At 60.2% G+C, this 15,945-nt stretch carries 16 protein-coding genes; 15 read left to right on the top strand and 1 reads right to left on the bottom strand.

Annotated features, from left to right (window positions below; all coding sequences use genetic code 11):
* The first annotated feature begins 52 nt into the window (after positions 1–52).
* The 5 genes from queA to secF all read left to right on the top strand — a co-directional run bounded on the left by queA (position 53) and on the right by secF (position 5,628).
* Positions 53–1,093, top strand: coding sequence for a tRNA preQ1(34) S-adenosylmethionine ribosyltransferase-isomerase QueA (gene queA / locus IE123_RS00335; RefSeq protein WP_189513951.1), 1,041 nt, complete (start codon positions 53–55; stop codon positions 1,091–1,093).
* Positions 1,094–1,168: 75 nt separating this feature from the next.
* On the top strand, positions 1,169–2,287 hold the full coding sequence (gene tgt, locus IE123_RS00330) for a tRNA guanosine(34) transglycosylase Tgt (RefSeq protein ID WP_444542880.1): 1,119 nt from the start codon (positions 1,169–1,171) through the stop codon (positions 2,285–2,287).
* A gap of 51 nt (positions 2,288–2,338) precedes the next feature.
* Complete coding sequence (yajC, locus tag IE123_RS00325; RefSeq protein ID WP_189513944.1) at positions 2,339–2,677, top strand: preprotein translocase subunit YajC; 339 nt, start codon at positions 2,339–2,341, stop codon at positions 2,675–2,677.
* A gap of 185 nt (positions 2,678–2,862) precedes the next feature.
* Positions 2,863–4,707: a protein translocase subunit SecD gene (secD, locus tag IE123_RS00320; RefSeq protein WP_189513941.1), complete on the top strand. Its 1,845-nt coding sequence runs from the start codon at positions 2,863–2,865 to the stop codon at positions 4,705–4,707.
* 12 nt (positions 4,708–4,719) lie between these two features.
* On the top strand, positions 4,720–5,628 hold the full coding sequence (gene secF, locus IE123_RS00315) for a protein translocase subunit SecF (RefSeq protein ID WP_189513938.1): 909 nt from the start codon (positions 4,720–4,722) through the stop codon (positions 5,626–5,628).
* 99 nt (positions 5,629–5,727) lie between these two features.
* On the opposite strand, the gene IE123_RS00310 is transcribed toward secF, so the two are convergent.
* A complete protein-coding gene (locus tag IE123_RS00310) occupies positions 5,728–6,534 on the bottom strand; it encodes an inositol monophosphatase family protein (protein ID WP_189513935.1) in 807 nt (268 codons plus the stop codon).
* A gap of 275 nt (positions 6,535–6,809) precedes the next feature.
* Here IE123_RS00310 and IE123_RS00305 point away from each other — a divergent pair, with 275 nt between their 5' ends.
* The 10 genes from IE123_RS00305 (at position 6,810) to hisS (ending at position 15,907) form a co-directional block, all read left to right on the top strand.
* A complete protein-coding gene (locus IE123_RS00305) occupies positions 6,810–7,607 on the top strand; it encodes an RNA methyltransferase (RefSeq protein ID WP_189513932.1) in 798 nt (265 codons plus the stop codon).
* Between the two features lie 99 nt (positions 7,608–7,706).
* Positions 7,707–8,183, top strand: a complete 477-nt coding sequence (iscR, locus tag IE123_RS00300; RefSeq protein ID WP_189513930.1) for a Fe-S cluster assembly transcriptional regulator IscR — start codon at positions 7,707–7,709, stop codon at positions 8,181–8,183.
* Positions 8,184–8,234: 51 nt separating this feature from the next.
* Positions 8,235–9,392 carry an aminotransferase class V-fold PLP-dependent enzyme gene (locus IE123_RS00295; protein WP_189513927.1) on the top strand — a complete coding sequence of 386 codons (1,158 nt, stop codon included), beginning with the start codon at positions 8,235–8,237 and terminating at the stop codon, positions 9,390–9,392.
* Between the two features lie 55 nt (positions 9,393–9,447).
* A complete protein-coding gene (locus IE123_RS00290) occupies positions 9,448–9,774 on the top strand; it encodes a HesB/IscA family protein (protein WP_189513924.1) in 327 nt (108 codons plus the stop codon).
* 156 nt (positions 9,775–9,930) lie between these two features.
* Positions 9,931–10,359, top strand: a complete 429-nt coding sequence (ndk, locus tag IE123_RS00285) for a nucleoside-diphosphate kinase (protein WP_189513922.1) — start codon at positions 9,931–9,933, stop codon at positions 10,357–10,359.
* Between the two features lie 82 nt (positions 10,360–10,441).
* Entirely contained in the window at positions 10,442–11,575 is a 1,134-nt protein-coding gene (rlmN, locus tag IE123_RS00280) for a dual-specificity RNA methyltransferase RlmN (RefSeq protein ID WP_189513920.1), read from the top strand.
* A gap of 157 nt (positions 11,576–11,732) precedes the next feature.
* On the top strand, positions 11,733–12,389 hold the full coding sequence (gene pilW, locus IE123_RS00275; protein WP_189513918.1) for a type IV pilus biogenesis/stability protein PilW: 657 nt from the start codon (positions 11,733–11,735) through the stop codon (positions 12,387–12,389).
* A 66-nt stretch (positions 12,390–12,455) separates the two neighbouring features.
* Positions 12,456–13,430 carry a RodZ domain-containing protein gene (locus IE123_RS00270; protein WP_189513916.1) on the top strand — a complete coding sequence of 325 codons (975 nt, stop codon included), beginning with the start codon at positions 12,456–12,458 and terminating at the stop codon, positions 13,428–13,430.
* Positions 13,431–13,436: 6 nt separating this feature from the next.
* Positions 13,437–14,549: a flavodoxin-dependent (E)-4-hydroxy-3-methylbut-2-enyl-diphosphate synthase gene (gene ispG, locus IE123_RS00265; protein ID WP_189513913.1), complete on the top strand. Its 1,113-nt coding sequence runs from the start codon at positions 13,437–13,439 to the stop codon at positions 14,547–14,549.
* A gap of 41 nt (positions 14,550–14,590) precedes the next feature.
* The gene (gene hisS, locus IE123_RS00260; RefSeq protein WP_189513910.1) at positions 14,591–15,907 is read left to right on the top strand and encodes a histidine--tRNA ligase; all 1,317 of its coding nucleotides are present in this window, start codon (positions 14,591–14,593) and stop codon (positions 15,905–15,907) included.
* Positions 15,908–15,945 lie beyond the last annotated feature (38 nt).

Genomic DNA, 15,945 nt, shown 5'->3' with positions numbered 1-15,945 from the left:
GTAGCATCCGCTATCATGCCTGCCTTTTCACGGAACCGACCCCTGGTAACCGATGCAGCGCGCCGACTTTCACTTTGACCTGCCCAACGAACTGATTGCCCGCTATCCCAGCGACCAGCGCAGCGACTGCCGCCTGCTGTGTGTCAATGGCGACAGCGGCAGTCTTGAGCACACCCGCTTTCCAGCGCTTCTGGAATATCTCGATCCAGGCGATCTGGTGGTGTTCAACGATACCCGCGTCATTCCCGCTCGCCTTTTCGGTCACAAGGAAAGTGGCGGACGTGTCGAGATGCTGCTGGAGCGCCCGCTGGATACGCACCGCGGTCTGGCCCACCTGCGCGCCAGCAAGGCGCCAAAGGTGGGCACCCGCATCGTGTTTGAAGGCGATATTCATGCCGTGGTGGAAGGCCGACGCGACGCACTTTTCGAGCTGCGCTTTGAAGGCGACACACCATTGGTTGCCCTGCTGGAAGCACATGGCCACATGCCGCTGCCCCCTTATATCGAGCGCGAGGATGAGCATACCGACCGCGAGCGCTATCAGACCGTTTACGCCCGTCGTGACGGTGCGGTCGCCGCTCCGACAGCCGGCCTGCATTTCGACGATGCCATGCTCGAGGAGATGGAGAAACGCGGCATCGAGAAGGCTTTCGTGACCCTGCACGTAGGTGCGGGCACCTTTCAGCCCGTTCGTGTGGACAACATCCTTGAGCACCACATGCACAGCGAATGGATCGAGGTCAGCGAGGGCACCGCACAGCAGGTGCGCGCAGCGCAGGCACGTGGCAATCGAGTCATTGCCGTTGGCACCACCAGCGTGCGCTGTCTGGAAAGCGCCTGCCGCCACAGCAGCACTGACCATATTGAAGCCTTCAGCGGTGATACGGACATTTTCATCTACCCGGGCTATCAATGGCAGTGCGTGGATGCCCTGATCACCAACTTCCACCTGCCCGAATCAACGCTTTTGATGCTGGTGGCCTCCTTTGCAGGCCATGACCATGTCATGCAGGCCTACCAGGCGGCAGTGGATGAGCGTTACGCCTTTTTCAGCTATGGCGACGCCATGTATCTCACGCGACAGCGCGGCTGAGCACGCCCTGCGCCGTAAACTTGCATTGATGACTTTCAAGTACTGACAGGACTTTTCATGAGACAGGACTGTTTCATGCGCTTTGAGCGCATGGCAACCGATGGACGCGCCCGCCGAGGCCGCCTCACTTTCCCCCGCGGCACCATCGAGACGCCGGCCTTCATGCCGGTAGGCACCTATGGCACCGTCAAGGGCATGACCCCAAAGGATGTCGAGGCCATTGGCGCCGAGATCATCCTGGGCAACACCTTTCATCTCTGGCTGCGGCCTGGTACCGAGGTCATCGAAGCACACGGTGATCTGCACGACTTTGCCCAGTGGCACAAGCCGATTCTGACCGACTCCGGCGGCTTTCAGGTCTTCTCGCTGGGCGACATGCGAAAGATCACCGAACAGGGCGTCCACTTTCGCTCGCCGGTGGATGGCGCAAAGGTCTTCATGGGCCCGGAAGAGTCGATGGCCGTACAGCGCTCGCTGGGTTCCGACATTGTCATGATCTTCGATGAGTGCACGCCCTATCCGGCCACCTTTGACGAAGCCAAAACCTCGATGGAGCTCTCGCTTCGCTGGGCGCAGCGTTCACTGGATGCCCATGGCGAATCCCCTTCCGCGCTCTTTGGCATCATTCAGGGCGGCATGTATCGGGAGCTGCGCGAGCGCTCGCTCGAAGGACTCGAGCAGATCGGCTTTGACGGTCTGGCCATTGGCGGTCTATCGGTCGGTGAGCCCAAGGAAGAGATGATCAAGGTGCTTGATTACCTGCCGGGACTGATGCCGGACGACAAGCCGCGCTATCTGATGGGCGTGGGCCGACCGGAAGATCTGGTCGAGGGTGTGCGCCGCGGTGTCGACATGTTCGACTGCGTGATGCCCACCCGTAATGCCCGCAACGGTCACCTCTTTACCTTTGATGGGGTCATCCGCATCCGCAACGCCACCCATCGCCACGATACGCGTCCGCTGGAAGAAGGCTGCGACTGCTACACCTGTCAGAACTTTTCACGCAGCTATCTCCATCACCTGGACCGCTGCGGCGAAATGCTGGGTGCACAGCTCAATACCATCCACAATCTGCGACATTATCAGCAGCTGATGAGTGGTTTGCGCGGGGCTATCGAAGCGGGTACATTGGCGGACTTCGTGGCAGCGTTCTATGCGCGCCGGGGCCTTGAGGCCCCGCCACTTGAGGCGTAAACGGCTTATAACAGAGCACCACTGAACAAGATCATTCCTAGAGGAAACCTCATGCTTGAGTACCTGATTCCGGCAGCCATGGCAGAAGGGAGCGCCGGCAGTGCCGGTGGCGCGGGTGCCATTGGTCAGATCGTCATGCTGGTCGGCTTTGTACTGATCTTCTATTTCCTGCTGTGGCGTCCGCAGTCCAAGCGCGCCAAGGCACACAAGCAGCTGATGGCGGAGCTCTCAAAGGGCGACGAAGTCACCATTAGCGGCGGCCTGATGGGACGTTTGACCAAGGTCGGTGACGAGTTCATCACCCTGGAAATCGCCGAAGGTACTGAAGTCAACGTTCAGAAAAGCTCGGTTATCAGCGTACTGCCCAAGGGCACACTGAAATCCATCTGAACCGATTGAAAGCCGGCAACCGCTGCCTGCGTATCGGTGCGGTCATGGCCTGCTCGCGACATGCTTCATGTCGCCTTTCGCCCGGGGCTCGTCCAGTGGTAATTGAACCATTGGGCGAGCCCTGTGGTCATTGATACGACCCCAAAAGCTCTCTTGAGCCACCAGCCAATCAGGACAGGGCCACGATGCTCAATCGTTATCCCCTCTGGAAGTATCTGCTGATACTCCTCGTGTTTATTGTGGGCGTACTCTATGCACTGCCCAATCTGTACCCCAAGGATCCGGCCATCCAGATCAGCGCGGCCAATAGCAGTACCAGCGTTGGCGAAAGCGAGCTGGCACGCATCAACCAGACACTTGAGCAGGCGGGCATTGCCGTCAAGTCACAGGAATCCACCGATGGCACCGCGCTGATACGGCTGGAAAACGGCTCACAGCAGTCTGCCGCCCGCGATGTGGTCAGCAAGGCGCTGGGACAGGGCTATACCGTGGCACTGAACCTGGCCGACTCAACTCCCCAATGGCTGCAGGGCATCGGCGCCAAGCCCATGAACCTGGGGCTTGATCTGCGTGGTGGTGTGCACTTCCTGCTGGAAGTCGACATGGACGCCGCCATCGATCAGCGCCTGGATGTCAATGCCAGCGCCATGCGCGAGGCCCTGCGAAGCGAAGGCATTCGTTATCGCAATAACACCACCGGGGATAACGCCATTCGCTTTACCTTTGCCAATGCAGAGGACCGCAGCCAGGCCCGCCAGCTCCTCAACCGGCAGTACAACGAATTCTCCCTTGCCAACGATGATGAGGCCGGACCGACGCTTGTAATGATGCTGACCGATCAGGCTGTCACCGACATCCAGGACTACGCGGTCAATCAGAACCTCACTACCCTGCGCAACCGCGTCAACGAGCTGGGCGTCTCCGAGCCGATCGTGCAGCGTCAGGGCCCCAACCGCATCGTGGTCGAGCTGCCGGGTGTTCAGGACACGGCCGAAGCCAAGCGAATCGTGGGGGCGACGGCCAACCTCGAATTCCGTCTTGAGGCATCCGACAGCACCAGCGCCGATCAGCAGCAGGCGTTCGACTTCCGCAACGACAGTGGTCGCAGGGCAGCGCTTGAACGCGACGTCATCATCACCGGTGATCGTGTTTCCAGCGCCAGCACCTCGTTTGATGACAGTGGCCGCCCCCAGGTCAACATCAATCTTGATGGCCCGGGCGGCAGCCAGATGAATCGCGCCACACGTGCCAACATCGGACGCAACATGGCGGTGCTCTTCATCGAGCACAAGACCCGCACGCGTACCGTCACGCGCGACGGCGAACAGGTCGAAGAGCGTGTGCCCTACACCGAACGCGGCATCATCAGCCTGGCCACCATCCAGAGCGCGCTGGGCAATCAGTTCCGCATTACCGGTCTGGATTCGCCCACCGAGGCGCGCGAGCTGTCGCTGCTGCTGCGTTCGGGCTCGCTGGCCGCGCCCATCTACTTCGCCCAGGAGCGCACCATCGGGCCAAGCCTGGGTCAGCAGAACATCGACCGCGGCGTCATGTCGGTTATCGTCGGCCTGATAATGGTGCTGGCCTTCATGATCGTGCGCTACAAGGGCTTTGGCCTGATCGCCAACCTGGCACTGACCGTTAACCTGACACTCCTGATCGCGGCCATGTCGATCCTGGGCGCCACGCTGACCCTGCCAGGCATTGCCGGTATCGTGTTGACACTGGGCATGGCGGTCGACGCCAACGTGCTGGTATTTGAGCGCATCCGCGAAGAGATGCGAGGAAGGTCGATACAGCAGGCCATCCATACCGGCTACGAACGCGCCTTTACCGCCATTCTGGATGCCAATATCACGACCCTGCTGGTGGCGGTCATTCTGTTCTCGATTGGTACCGGTCCCGTGAAGGGCTTTGCTGTCACGCTCTCGCTGGGCATTCTGACCTCGGTCTTTACCGGCGTCATGGTGAGCCGTGCCCTTACCAACCTTGCCGTAGGCGGCAAGTCGCTCAAGAAGCTGTGGATCTGAGGAGGCCGGCAAATGACGCAAATTGACTTCATGGGCAAGCGCAAGGCTGCCTACATCATCTCCATCCTGTTGACGGTCATTGCCCTCGGGGCACTGGCCGTCAAGGGCCTGAGTCTCGGGCTCGATTTCACCGGGGGCACCCAGGTCGAGGTGAGCTACGCACAGGCACCTTCACTTGATGAGGTGCGTGACGAGCTGGGCGAGGCCGGGTTCGGCAATTACTCCGTGCAGACCTTTGGTGCCGATACCGATGTACTGGTCCGCCTTCAGCAGACCTTTGATGAAGGCATCGGTGAGCAGGTGCTCGGTGCCCTGCGTGCTCAGGGCGAGCAGGTCCGTCTGGTACGCGCCGAATATGTCGGGGCTCAGGTCGGCGATCAGCTTCGTGATCAGAGCGGCCTGGGGATGCTGATTGCACTTGGCGTGGTCGCCCTCTATGTGGCCTTTCGCTTCCAGTACAAGTTTGCCCTTGGCGCGCTGATCTCGCTGGGCCATGACGTGGTCATCCTGCTGGGCTTTTTTGCCCTGTTCGGCCTCGACTTCGACCTGACGGTACTGGCCGCGGTGCTGGCCGTGATCGGTTACTCACTCAATGACACCATCATTGTCTACGACCGTATCCGCGAGAACATACGACGCTCCCAGTCCAGTGATCTGATCAGGATCTTCAACGACGCCATCAACCAGACCCTGTCGCGCACCCTGTCGACCTCGGGCACGACCCTTCTGGTGCTGCTGGCATTGTTTTTCCTGGGCGGCGACATGATCCACAACTTCTCGCTGGCATTGATTGTGGGCGTGGTGCTGGGCACCTTCTCCTCCATCTATGTAGCGGCGGCCATGCTGCTGCTGGTCAAGCTGGAACGTGAGGATCTGATTCCCGCCAAGCGCGAAAACGCCGCCGACGATGGCATGCCCTGAGCCGTTAGCGCATCCGGCACCCGGGATCGCACCATCAAAAAGGCCCGCCTCCATGAGGCGGGCCTTTTTTTGTTCAGCGCAATGTGTGCGCCTGATAACTCAAAGATCCGGCAGGTTCGCGCTGCCCATGGCCTGCACCAGCTGCTTGAAAAGACGGGGCGAGGCCGCCATGAGCGCCCCTTCCACCTTGATCTGCGGATTGCCCTGCGGCGTACCGGACAGCGCACCGCACTCCTTGAGCACCAGACTGATGATGTGCATGTCCTGCTCATCCAGCCCCAGAATAAAGCCGGCATCCACATGACCGGCACACAGCGCCAGCATGTCCAGCAGCGGGCAGCCGGAGGCCCGCAGCATGTCCACGCGCGCACCCAGCTGGGTCGTCAGGATCTGCCAGGTCGAGAAGTAGCGCTCGCGCATCCAGCTCTCGGGAAGTCCCAGAGCGATGCGGCTGCCGTCAATGCTGGTGCGCGTGGGTACACGCATGCGCCGGCCGTTGTAGTGGGCACCGCGGCCGCGGCTGACCAGATATTCTTCATCGGTAAAGGGCGAGACAATGACGGCATGTTCGGGACGTCCCTTGTAGAGACATACCATCGACAGCGCACAGCCCGAGGTACCAGAGGCCAGATTGGCATAGCCATGAAAGATTTCGATCTTCCAGTGGTAATCACGTCCTTCACCACGGCCTTCGTTCCAGCCGATATAGCGCCCCGACATGCCGTGTTCCGGGTACCCCTTGCCAAACTGGGAGGCAATCAGGGTTTCAGCGCGCTGGGCGGTATCGCTGAGCAGCGTATCAAGCGTGTTGTCTTCACGGGCAATATCAAGTCGATCGCGAACGCGAACGAACTGTTCCTGGGCGCCACGCAGCGCGCGCAGGGCAAACTGGACCATTGGATGCATGATCAATCCTCGAACCGAGTGCTGTTAAAGAGCGGGGCAAGTCATTTGCTGACAGATTCAGACGCCGCCAGCGTGACATGCCCTCGGGCGGTCACGCTGGCGACGCGATAGAATGGGTGTCTGAAAAGCGGACTGTCTGGAAAAGTGGCCGACGATGCTAGCAGAGACGCCGCAGGCTCGCCAGTACTTCATCAGGGCAAGGCATCGTCACTCCATGCTAGACTCGCCCCTTCCAATGCCCCACGGCCCACGTTTTCTGTATCACGGCGATTTTCATGCTAGAGCGCATTCGTATTGTTCTGATTGGCACCAGTCATCCCGGTAATATCGGCGCCGCCGCGCGCGCCATGAAAACCATGGGGCTTGAGCAGCTCGCGCTGGTCGCGCCGCGCTGCGAAGGGATCACGCCCGAAGCCATTGCTCGAGCCTCGGGCGCCGATGACATTCTCACTCGCGCCACCCTGCATGACACGCTGGAGCCGGCATTGACGGACTGCCGGTGGGTGGTGGGCGCCAGTGCACGTTCACGTCATCTGCCCTGGCCGCTGTGCTCACCGCGCGAATTCTCCGCCCGTCTGCCGGGCGAAATGCAGGGTCACGAAGGCACGGTTGCACTGGTCTTTGGTCGCGAGGACAAGGGGCTGACCAATGAAGAACTCCAGCGCTGCCATACGCATGTGCATATTCCGACCTCGGCCGATTACAGCTCGCTCAATCTGGCCGCCGCCGTACAGGTACTGGCCTATGAATGTCGCCAGGCGTTTCTTGCCACACAGACAGCTTCAGTGGATACCCTGCCCGGCTCGGCCTATCCCTTTGGGGTCGAATGGGATAATCCGCTGGCCAGTCACGCCGACACCGAACGCTTTTTTGAGCATCTTGAGCGTACCCTGACCGATATCGGCTTTCATGACCCGGCCAATCCCCGCCAGCTGATGGCGCGCCTGCGGCGTCTTTACATGAGAAGCCGGCTGGATGTGATGGAACTCAACATGCTGCGCGGCATTCTAACGCGGGTGGATCGGTTGCAGAACCGCCCCGGTACTCCCCCGGACCAGACCGAAACATCATAGCAATGACACCCGTACGCTGGACCGCCGCCTGCAATTGTTGACCAAAACTCTCGGGATTATCATAATTGGTGGCTACTGTCATGCTGCGGAATCTGGATCATGCGTCTGACGACCAAGGGCCGCTACGCCGTCACTGCCATTCTTGATCTGGCGTTGCACGGTAACGGCTCGCCCATCAGTCTGGCCGATATCTCTACGCGTCAGGACATTTCGCTTTCCTATCTCGAGCAGCTCTTTGCCAAGCTACGTCGTCAGGGCCTGGTCACCAGCGTTCGAGGGCCGGGTGGCGGTTACCTGCTGGCAAGGGCGCCCGGCGATATCTCCGTGGCCAGCATCATCAACGCTGTCAACGAGTCCATTGATGCCACGCGCTGTCAGGGTACGGGCGATTGTCAGCAGGGTACGACCTGCCTGACGCACCATCTCTGGAGCGATCTGTCCGACGCCATACACGATTTCCTCGACCGTATTACGCTTGAGGAACTGATTCATCGTCACGATGTGCAGCGTATTGCCGATCGGCAACACGACAGCACCAATCAGATTGCCGTGCTGCCGATTGCTCATACGTCATAATGTCATTGTGCGTCGTGCAGAGGGTCATGACGTTGGAGAAAGGAAAACATCATGAGCACCATGCCCCTTTACCTTGATTACGCGGCCACGACCCCGGTCGACCCGCGTGTTGCCGAGGTCATGGCACGTCATCTGACACTGGAAGGCACCTTTGCCAACCCCGCCTCACGCAGCCACATGTCGGGCTGGCTGGCCGAACAGGCCGTCGAGACCGGGCGACGCCAGGTCAGTGATCTGATCGGTGCCGATCCGCGCGAGATTGTCTGGACATCGGGGGCGACCGAGGCCGATAACCTGGCGCTCATTGGCTACATGCGCGCTCATCGTGACCGTGGGCGCCATCTGATCACCTCCAGCATCGAACACAAGGCCGTGCTCGATAGTGTCGCAGCGCTTGAGCGTGAAGGCTTTGAGGTTACCCTGCTGGCGCCACAGGCTGACGGCACGGTCTCCCCTGCTGACCTGAAGGCCGCGCTGCGCCCGGATACCATTCTGGTCTCCCTGATGGCGGTCAATAACGAACTGGGCAGCATCAATGATCTGCAGGCGCTGGGCACCATCGCCGCCGAACATGGCGCCGCCTTTCATGTGGATGCCGCTCAGGCGGCCGGTCGAATCACACTCGACATGAGCGCCCTGCCCATCGACATGCTGTCGCTGTCGGCACACAAGGTCTACGGGCCAAAGGGTATCGGTGCGCTTTACGTGCGTCGCGGCACCCGCATCGAGGCCCTGATTCACGGCGGCGGCCATGAGCGCGGCATGCGCTCCGGGACCCTGCCGACCCATCAGATTGCCGGTATGGGCCGGGCCTTTGCGCTGGCCCAGGAGGAACAGGCCAGCGATAACGCTCATCTTGAACAGCTCGGCCAGCGATTTCGTCAGGGACTTCGCGGTCTTGAAGGCACCTGGATCAACGCCGAGGGCGGCGCGCACGTGCCCAACATCATCAACGTCGGCTTTGAAGGCGTGGATGGCGAAGCGTTGATCATGGCGCTGCGCGGGCTTGCGGTGTCTACCGGGTCGGCCTGCAACTCGGCCAGCGTTGATCCCTCTTATGTCCTGACCGGTATTGGTGTGCCGCGTGAGCGCGCGCTGGCCTCGATTCGCTTCAGTTTTGGTCGCTTCAGTCAGACATCCGACATTGATCAGGCGATTGAATCGCTTTCAAACGCATTGAGCCAGCTGCGCACACGTCAGAGTGCCTGACGTTAATTTATCATTTTCGCGCGCGACAGGCGCGCATCACCGGGGAGGAAAAGCCATGGCCCGGATCTCGATTTCCGAAGCCGCCGCCCACCAGATTCGCCACGTGCTTGAAGAGCGCGGCAGTGGCGAGGGACTGCGTGTGGCGGTCAAGCCCAGCGGCTGCTCGGGCTACAGCTATGTGCTCGATTTTGCCGACCGCATTGATGCCGATGATCAGGTGTTTGAGGATCATGGCGTCAGGGTCATTGTCGATAATGAGGCCCTGTCCGTGCTTGACGGCACGGAGGTGGATTATGTCAGCGAAGGGCTTAACCGCTTCTTTCGCTTCAATAATCCCAACGTGCGCGATGAATGCGGCTGTGGCGAAAGCTTCAGCGTCTGATACCACCCTCACCATGCCGGATGCATGTTGCGTCGGGTATGGCTATAATGGCGCGATTTTCGCCGGAGCCGGCAGCTGTTAAAGCAGCTGCCGGCTCTGCGCTATCCTGAATCACGAATACCCTTGAACCCATCACCATGTCAGGAGTCCTTTAACATGGCCCAGGAACGTACTCTCTCCATCATCAAGCCGGACGCCGTTGCCAAGAATGCCGTTGGCGACATCATTTCTCGTTTCGAGAAGGCCGGTCTGCAGGTTGTGGCCTGCAAGATGGTCAACCTGTCAAAGGACAAGGCCGAGGGCTTTTACGCCGAGCACAGCGAGCGTCCCTTCTTCAATGACCTGGTCTCCTTCATGACTTCCGGCCCGGTCGTTGTTCAGGTACTCGAAGGCGACAACGCCATCGCCAAAAACCGTGAACTGATGGGTGCCACCGACCCGAAGAAAGCCGAAGCCGGCACCATCCGCGCCGATTTCGCTACTTCCATCGATGCCAACGCCGTTCACGGCTCCGATGCGCCGGAATCTGCCCAGCGTGAAGTGGCCTACTTCTTCTCTGACGAAGAAATCTGCCCGCGCGGCTGATTGACTGCCGCGTTCGGCCGCCCTCTGCCTTGAAGGCAGAGGGCGGCCTTCTTTCTACTATGACACCAGCGAGCTCACTGCCATGACACAGACTGCCACGACGACACCCGTCAATCTTCTGGGTCTTTCACGCAGCCAGATGGAACAGTTCTTCATCGAGCAGGGCGAGAAAAAGTTTCGTGCCGCCCAGATCATGAAGTGGATCCATCATGAGGGTGTCGATGATTTCTCGCAGATGACCAATATTTCAAAGGCCCTGCGTGACAAGCTCTCACGCGTGGCCGAAATTCGTGGACCGAAGGTGGTCTACGAAGGACAGTCCAGCGATGGCACCCGCAAATGGGTACTGGAAGTGGAAGACGGCAGCTTTGTGGAAACCGTCCTGATTCCTTCCGAGAACGGTAACCGGCGCACGCTGTGTGTCTCCTCCCAGGTCGGCTGCTCGCTGGACTGCAGCTTCTGTTCGACCGGCAAGCAGGGATTTCAGCGCAATCTGACGGCGGCTGAAATCATTGGCCAGGTCTGGGTCGCCCAGGCCAGCGCCGGTGGGCGCATGGGCCATGATGACGGGCGCCGGGCCGTGACCAACGTGGTCATGATGGGCATGGGCGAGCCGCTTCTGAACTACGACAATGTCGTGCCGGCAATGCATCTGATGCTCGACGACAATGGCTATGGCCTTTCCAAGCGCCGTGTCACCCTGTCCACCTCGGGTGTGGTGCCCATGATCGACCGCCTGGGCGATGAAATTGATGTCGCCCTGGCCATTTCGCTGCACGCCGCCAATGATGCGCTTCGCAACACCCTGGTGCCGCTCAATCGCAAGTACAACATTGCAACGCTTCTGGATGCCTGCCGGCGCTATCTGTCCAAAAGCGATGGCACCCGTCATATCACGATCGAATACACCCTGATCAAGGACGTCAACGATCAGCGTGAACACGCCGAACAGCTGGCCGAAGTGCTGGGTGATCTGCCCTGCAAGATCAACCTGATTCCCTTTAACCCCTTCCCGCACGCCGGTTATGAAAAGCCCTCGCGCAATCAGGTAATGCGTTTTCAGGCATGGCTTTACGAGCTTGGCCATAATGCGCCGGTACGCATGACGCGTGGTGACGACATCGATGCGGCCTGTGGACAACTGGTCGGACGTGTCAAGGATCGCACCCGGCGTGCAGAGCGCTATATCAATGCCGTTCAGCTCGACGCGTCATGACCTGTGCGCGATGCCCTGTCCGTCGCCGGCTTGACTTGACGGGGCACCGGCGCTTTGATGGTCGACGCTATTATTCCTGTTCAATGGATTCGGGCATGTTCATCACGTCGGGAAGTCGATGATTCATTTTTGCTGCACTCTCAGGACATCACTGGTCATGAGCGCCCTGCTGCTGGCCACTCTGGCACTTGCAGGATGCGCCAGCCATGGCAGCAACGTGACGTCATCGCAGGAGTCACCGGCCACCGCCTATACCCAGCTGGGCATGGCCTACCTGCAGCGCGACGATCTGGAGCGTGCCCAGCAGGCCTTCGGTCGAGCCATTGACCTTTCTGCCAATGATCCCGATGCCCTGCAGGGGCTTGCCCTGATCTATCAACGCCAGGGTGAAACCACCAGCGCCGATCAATATTTTCAGCGTGCCCTGAGCGCACGCCCCTCGTTTACCCAGGCGCGCAATAATTACGCAGCGTTTCTTTTCAGCCAGAATCGTATCCCGCAGGCCTGTGAACAGCTTGAGCAGGCCAGTACGGATCTGCGCTATGAACGCCGCGCCCAGCTTTTTACCAACCTGGGGCAGTGTCGGCAGCGTCAGAGCGAGAATAGCGCCGCACTGCTGGCCTACCAGCGCGCCCTGCAGCTTGACGAACGACTGCCTCGCGCATGGCTGGGTCTGGCCGAAGTACAATATCGCCAGCAACAGCCCGATGCTGCCCGAGCGTCGCTGGAACACTATATTCAGCTTGCCGGTCACGATGACGAGAGCACGCAGCTTTCTCAAAAGCTTCGCGCCGGATCATCCCATGACGGGTAAGGCGGCCTTACGTCAAACGCCGGAAAAGGAACCTTTCGTGCCACGACCGAACAAGGAACATTCTGCATGAGCGAACAGCATGCCTCCTCCGCCGTGGAGCCGGGCGCCGGTGAAATGCTGCGTGAAGAGCGCGAACGTCAGCGTCTGCCGCTGGAAGATGCCGCCGAGCAGCTGAACCTGCGCCCGTCTCTGGTCGCTGACATGGAACGTGACAACTACGAGCAGATCCCGATTCCGACCTATCGTCGAGGCTATCTGCGCGCTTATGCCCGCCTGCTGGGCATTGATGACCGGGCCATTGTGGCAGCCTATGACCGTGTTCACGGCCGCAGCGACCTTGATGAGCGTCGCGTAGCGCCCATCAGCAGCATCAAGCCGCCCTCGCGCATGGGCGCCATCGCCTTTCGCGTCGCCTCGGTTGCTGTCGTGGTCATTCTGGCGGTCATGACCCTGCTATGGTGGGAAGGCCGTGAAAGTGCGCCAGGCTACGGCGATGACAGCGCCATGCCCGAGCAGAATGTCGTACAGCAGGAGGCCGCAGCCGATCGCGATCTGCCGCCGGCACCTGAAGCACAACCCGGCACGACTCCCACGGCGACGGATGGCTCGGGTAACATGGCTGGCAGCACCCCGGTCAACAGCAGTATTGCCACTCAGGTGGCCGGTGGTGAAACCACCAGCGACATCCCCCGTCCCGGCACCCTCCAGGTAGATACGCCTGAAGGGCGCAACGGCGCGACCGGTGGTCTGGTAGACACCAGCAGTGATGAAGACAGCGCGGCCGATCCGGCCGCCAGTGGTCGCAATGTGCAGATGAGTTTTGGCAGTGAGTCGTGGGTGGATGTTCGTGATGCCAACGGCACCACCGTATTGCGCGGCCTGCAGCAAAGTGGCACCACCGCCACGATCGAAGGCGTGCCGCCCTTTCGCCTGACGGTAGGCAATGCCAATCAGGTCACCATTGATTACAGAGGCGAACGCGTAGACATGTCCCAACACGCCGGCAGCAGCAACGTTGCCCGTTTTACCCTGGGGGAGTGATTTATCATGATTAGCCAGTCCCCGATCGTACGGCGCAAGTCGCGTCAGATCCACGTCGGCAATGTGCCGGTGGGCGGCGATGCACCCATTTCCGTACAGAGCATGACCAACACCAATACGCTGGACGTCGATGCCACCGTCGAACAGATCGAGCGTATTGCCGCCGCCGGCGGTGACATCGTTCGCGTGTCAGTGCCGGATATGGACTGTGCCGAGGCCTTCGGCAAAATCAAGCAGCGCACCTCGGTGCCGCTGGTCACCGATATCCATTTCGATTACCGCATTGCCCTGCGCGTGGCCGAACTGGGTGCCGACTGCCTGCGTATCAATCCGGGCAACATTGGCCGGGAAGACCGTGTGCATGCCGTGGTGCAGGCAGCCCGTGACAATGGCATTCCGATTCGCATCGGCGTCAATGCAGGCTCGCTGGAAAAGGACCTGCAGAAAAAGTACGGCGAGCCGACGCCGGCAGCCCTGGTCGAATCAGCCATGCGCCACATTGACTATCTCGACCGTCTGGATTTCCAGGAGTACAAGATTTCGCTCAAGGCCAGCGACGTCTTCATGGCCGTTGACGCCTATCGCCAGATCGCCAGCCAGATCGATCAGCCCCTGCATCTGGGGATTACCGAAGCCGGCGGCCTGCGCGGCGGCACGGTCAAGTCCTCGATTGGCCTGGGCGCGCTGTTGATGGATGGCATCGGCGATACCCTGCGTATTTCGCTGGCCGCGGATCCGGTCGAAGAGATCAAGGTAGGCTATGACATCCTTAAAAGTCTGAAGCTGCGCTCGCGCGGCATCAATTTCATTGCCTGCCCGAGCTGTTCACGCCAGAACTTCGATGTCATCGGCACCATGAATGCTCTCGAAGAGCGTCTTGAAGACATCATGACACCGCTGAACGTGTCGGTGATCGGCTGCGTGGTCAATGGCCCAGGCGAGGCAAAGGAAACCGATGTCGGCCTGACCGGCGGCAGTCCGGCCAATCTTGTCTATATCGATGGCAAGCCTGCGCAGAAGCTGCGCAACGATCATCTCGTTGACGATCTTGAAAAACTGATTCGAGACCGTGTTGCGCGCAAGGAAGCCGAAGAAAAAGATGTCATCACCCGCGTCTGAGTTCCGGGCGCCCTTTTTTGAAATGCAGCGATAAGCGATCAATGTCCAGTAAATTACAGGCCATCCGAGGCATGAATGACCTGCTGCCCGAGCGCTCCCCGCTCTGGCAGTACTTCGAGCAGCATGTACGCCAGCTCATGGCACAGTACGGCTACCTGGAAATGCGCACACCGGTGCTCGAGCAGACGGCGCTTTTCAAGCGCTCCATTGGCGAGGTGACCGACATCGTCGAAAAGGAGATGTATACCTTTGACGATCGCAACGGTGACAGCCTTTCCCTGCGTCCGGAAGGTACGGCCTCGGTCGTGCGTGCCGCCATCGAAAACGGGCTGCTGCATAACCAGACCCACAGGCTCTGGTATGCCGGTCCCATGTTTCGCCATGAGCGCCCTCAAAAGGGCCGCTACCGCCAGTTTCATCAGGTCGGCGTTGAGACCTTCGGGCTTGAAGGCCCGGATATCGATGCCGAGGTCATCGCCCTTTCCGCTCGCCTTTGGCAGGCGCTGGGCCTGATCGATCACGTGCAGCTCGAGATCAACTCGCTGGGTTCGCTCGAAGCGCGTCACGCCTATCGCGCCACGCTGGTCGAGTATTTCAACGCGCATCTGGATCAGCTTGATGAGGATGCACGCCGTCGTCTCGACAGCAATCCACTGCGCATTCTCGACAGCAAGAACCCCGACATGCAGGCGCTGATCGAGGCAGCACCGAAGCTCATCGATCATCTTGATGAAGCCTCCGTGGCGCACTTTGAAGGCCTCAAGCAGCGCCTTGACGCGCTGGGCATTCAGTACGTGATCAATACGCGTCTGGTACGCGGACTGGATTACTACAGCCGCACGGTCTTTGAGTGGACCACCACGGCGCTGGGCAGTCAGGGCACCGTCTGTGCCGGTGGGCGCTATGACGGTCTGGTCGAGCAGCTGGGCGGCAAGCCCACGCCAGCCGTGGGATTTGCCATGGGCGTCGAGCGTCTGATTTTGCTGCTGGAAACGCTGGCGCTGGTCCCGGCGGCCGCTGAAGACATTCTGGATGTCTACCTGATGGGCCAGGGCGAAGGCGTCGACACGCAGCTGCTGGTGCTGGGGGAAACCCTGCGCAGTCGCTTGCCTGGTCTGCGTGTGCAGGTACACTGCGGCGGTGGCAGCTTCAAGAGTCAGCTTAAAAAGGCCGACAAGAGTCGCGCCCGCTTTGTGGTCATGCTGGGTGAAGACGAGCTGGCGGCCGGTGTGGCCACCATCAAGGATCTGCGCGGCGAAGAACCCCAGCAGCAGCTGGATACCCACTCGCTGGTCGAGCGTCTTGCGCGCTGGATCGACGAGCGCCCGACAGACAGCGGCCACTCGAACCGCGTTTAGCGCTTTTCGATGACCCGGGCAGAGACCGTCATGAGATC

It is taken from the genome of Kushneria pakistanensis, from assembly GCF_014652795.1.
Lineage (GTDB): Bacteria > Pseudomonadota > Gammaproteobacteria > Pseudomonadales > Halomonadaceae > Kushneria > Kushneria pakistanensis.
This window is presented reverse-complemented; position numbering and strand designations above follow the sequence as displayed.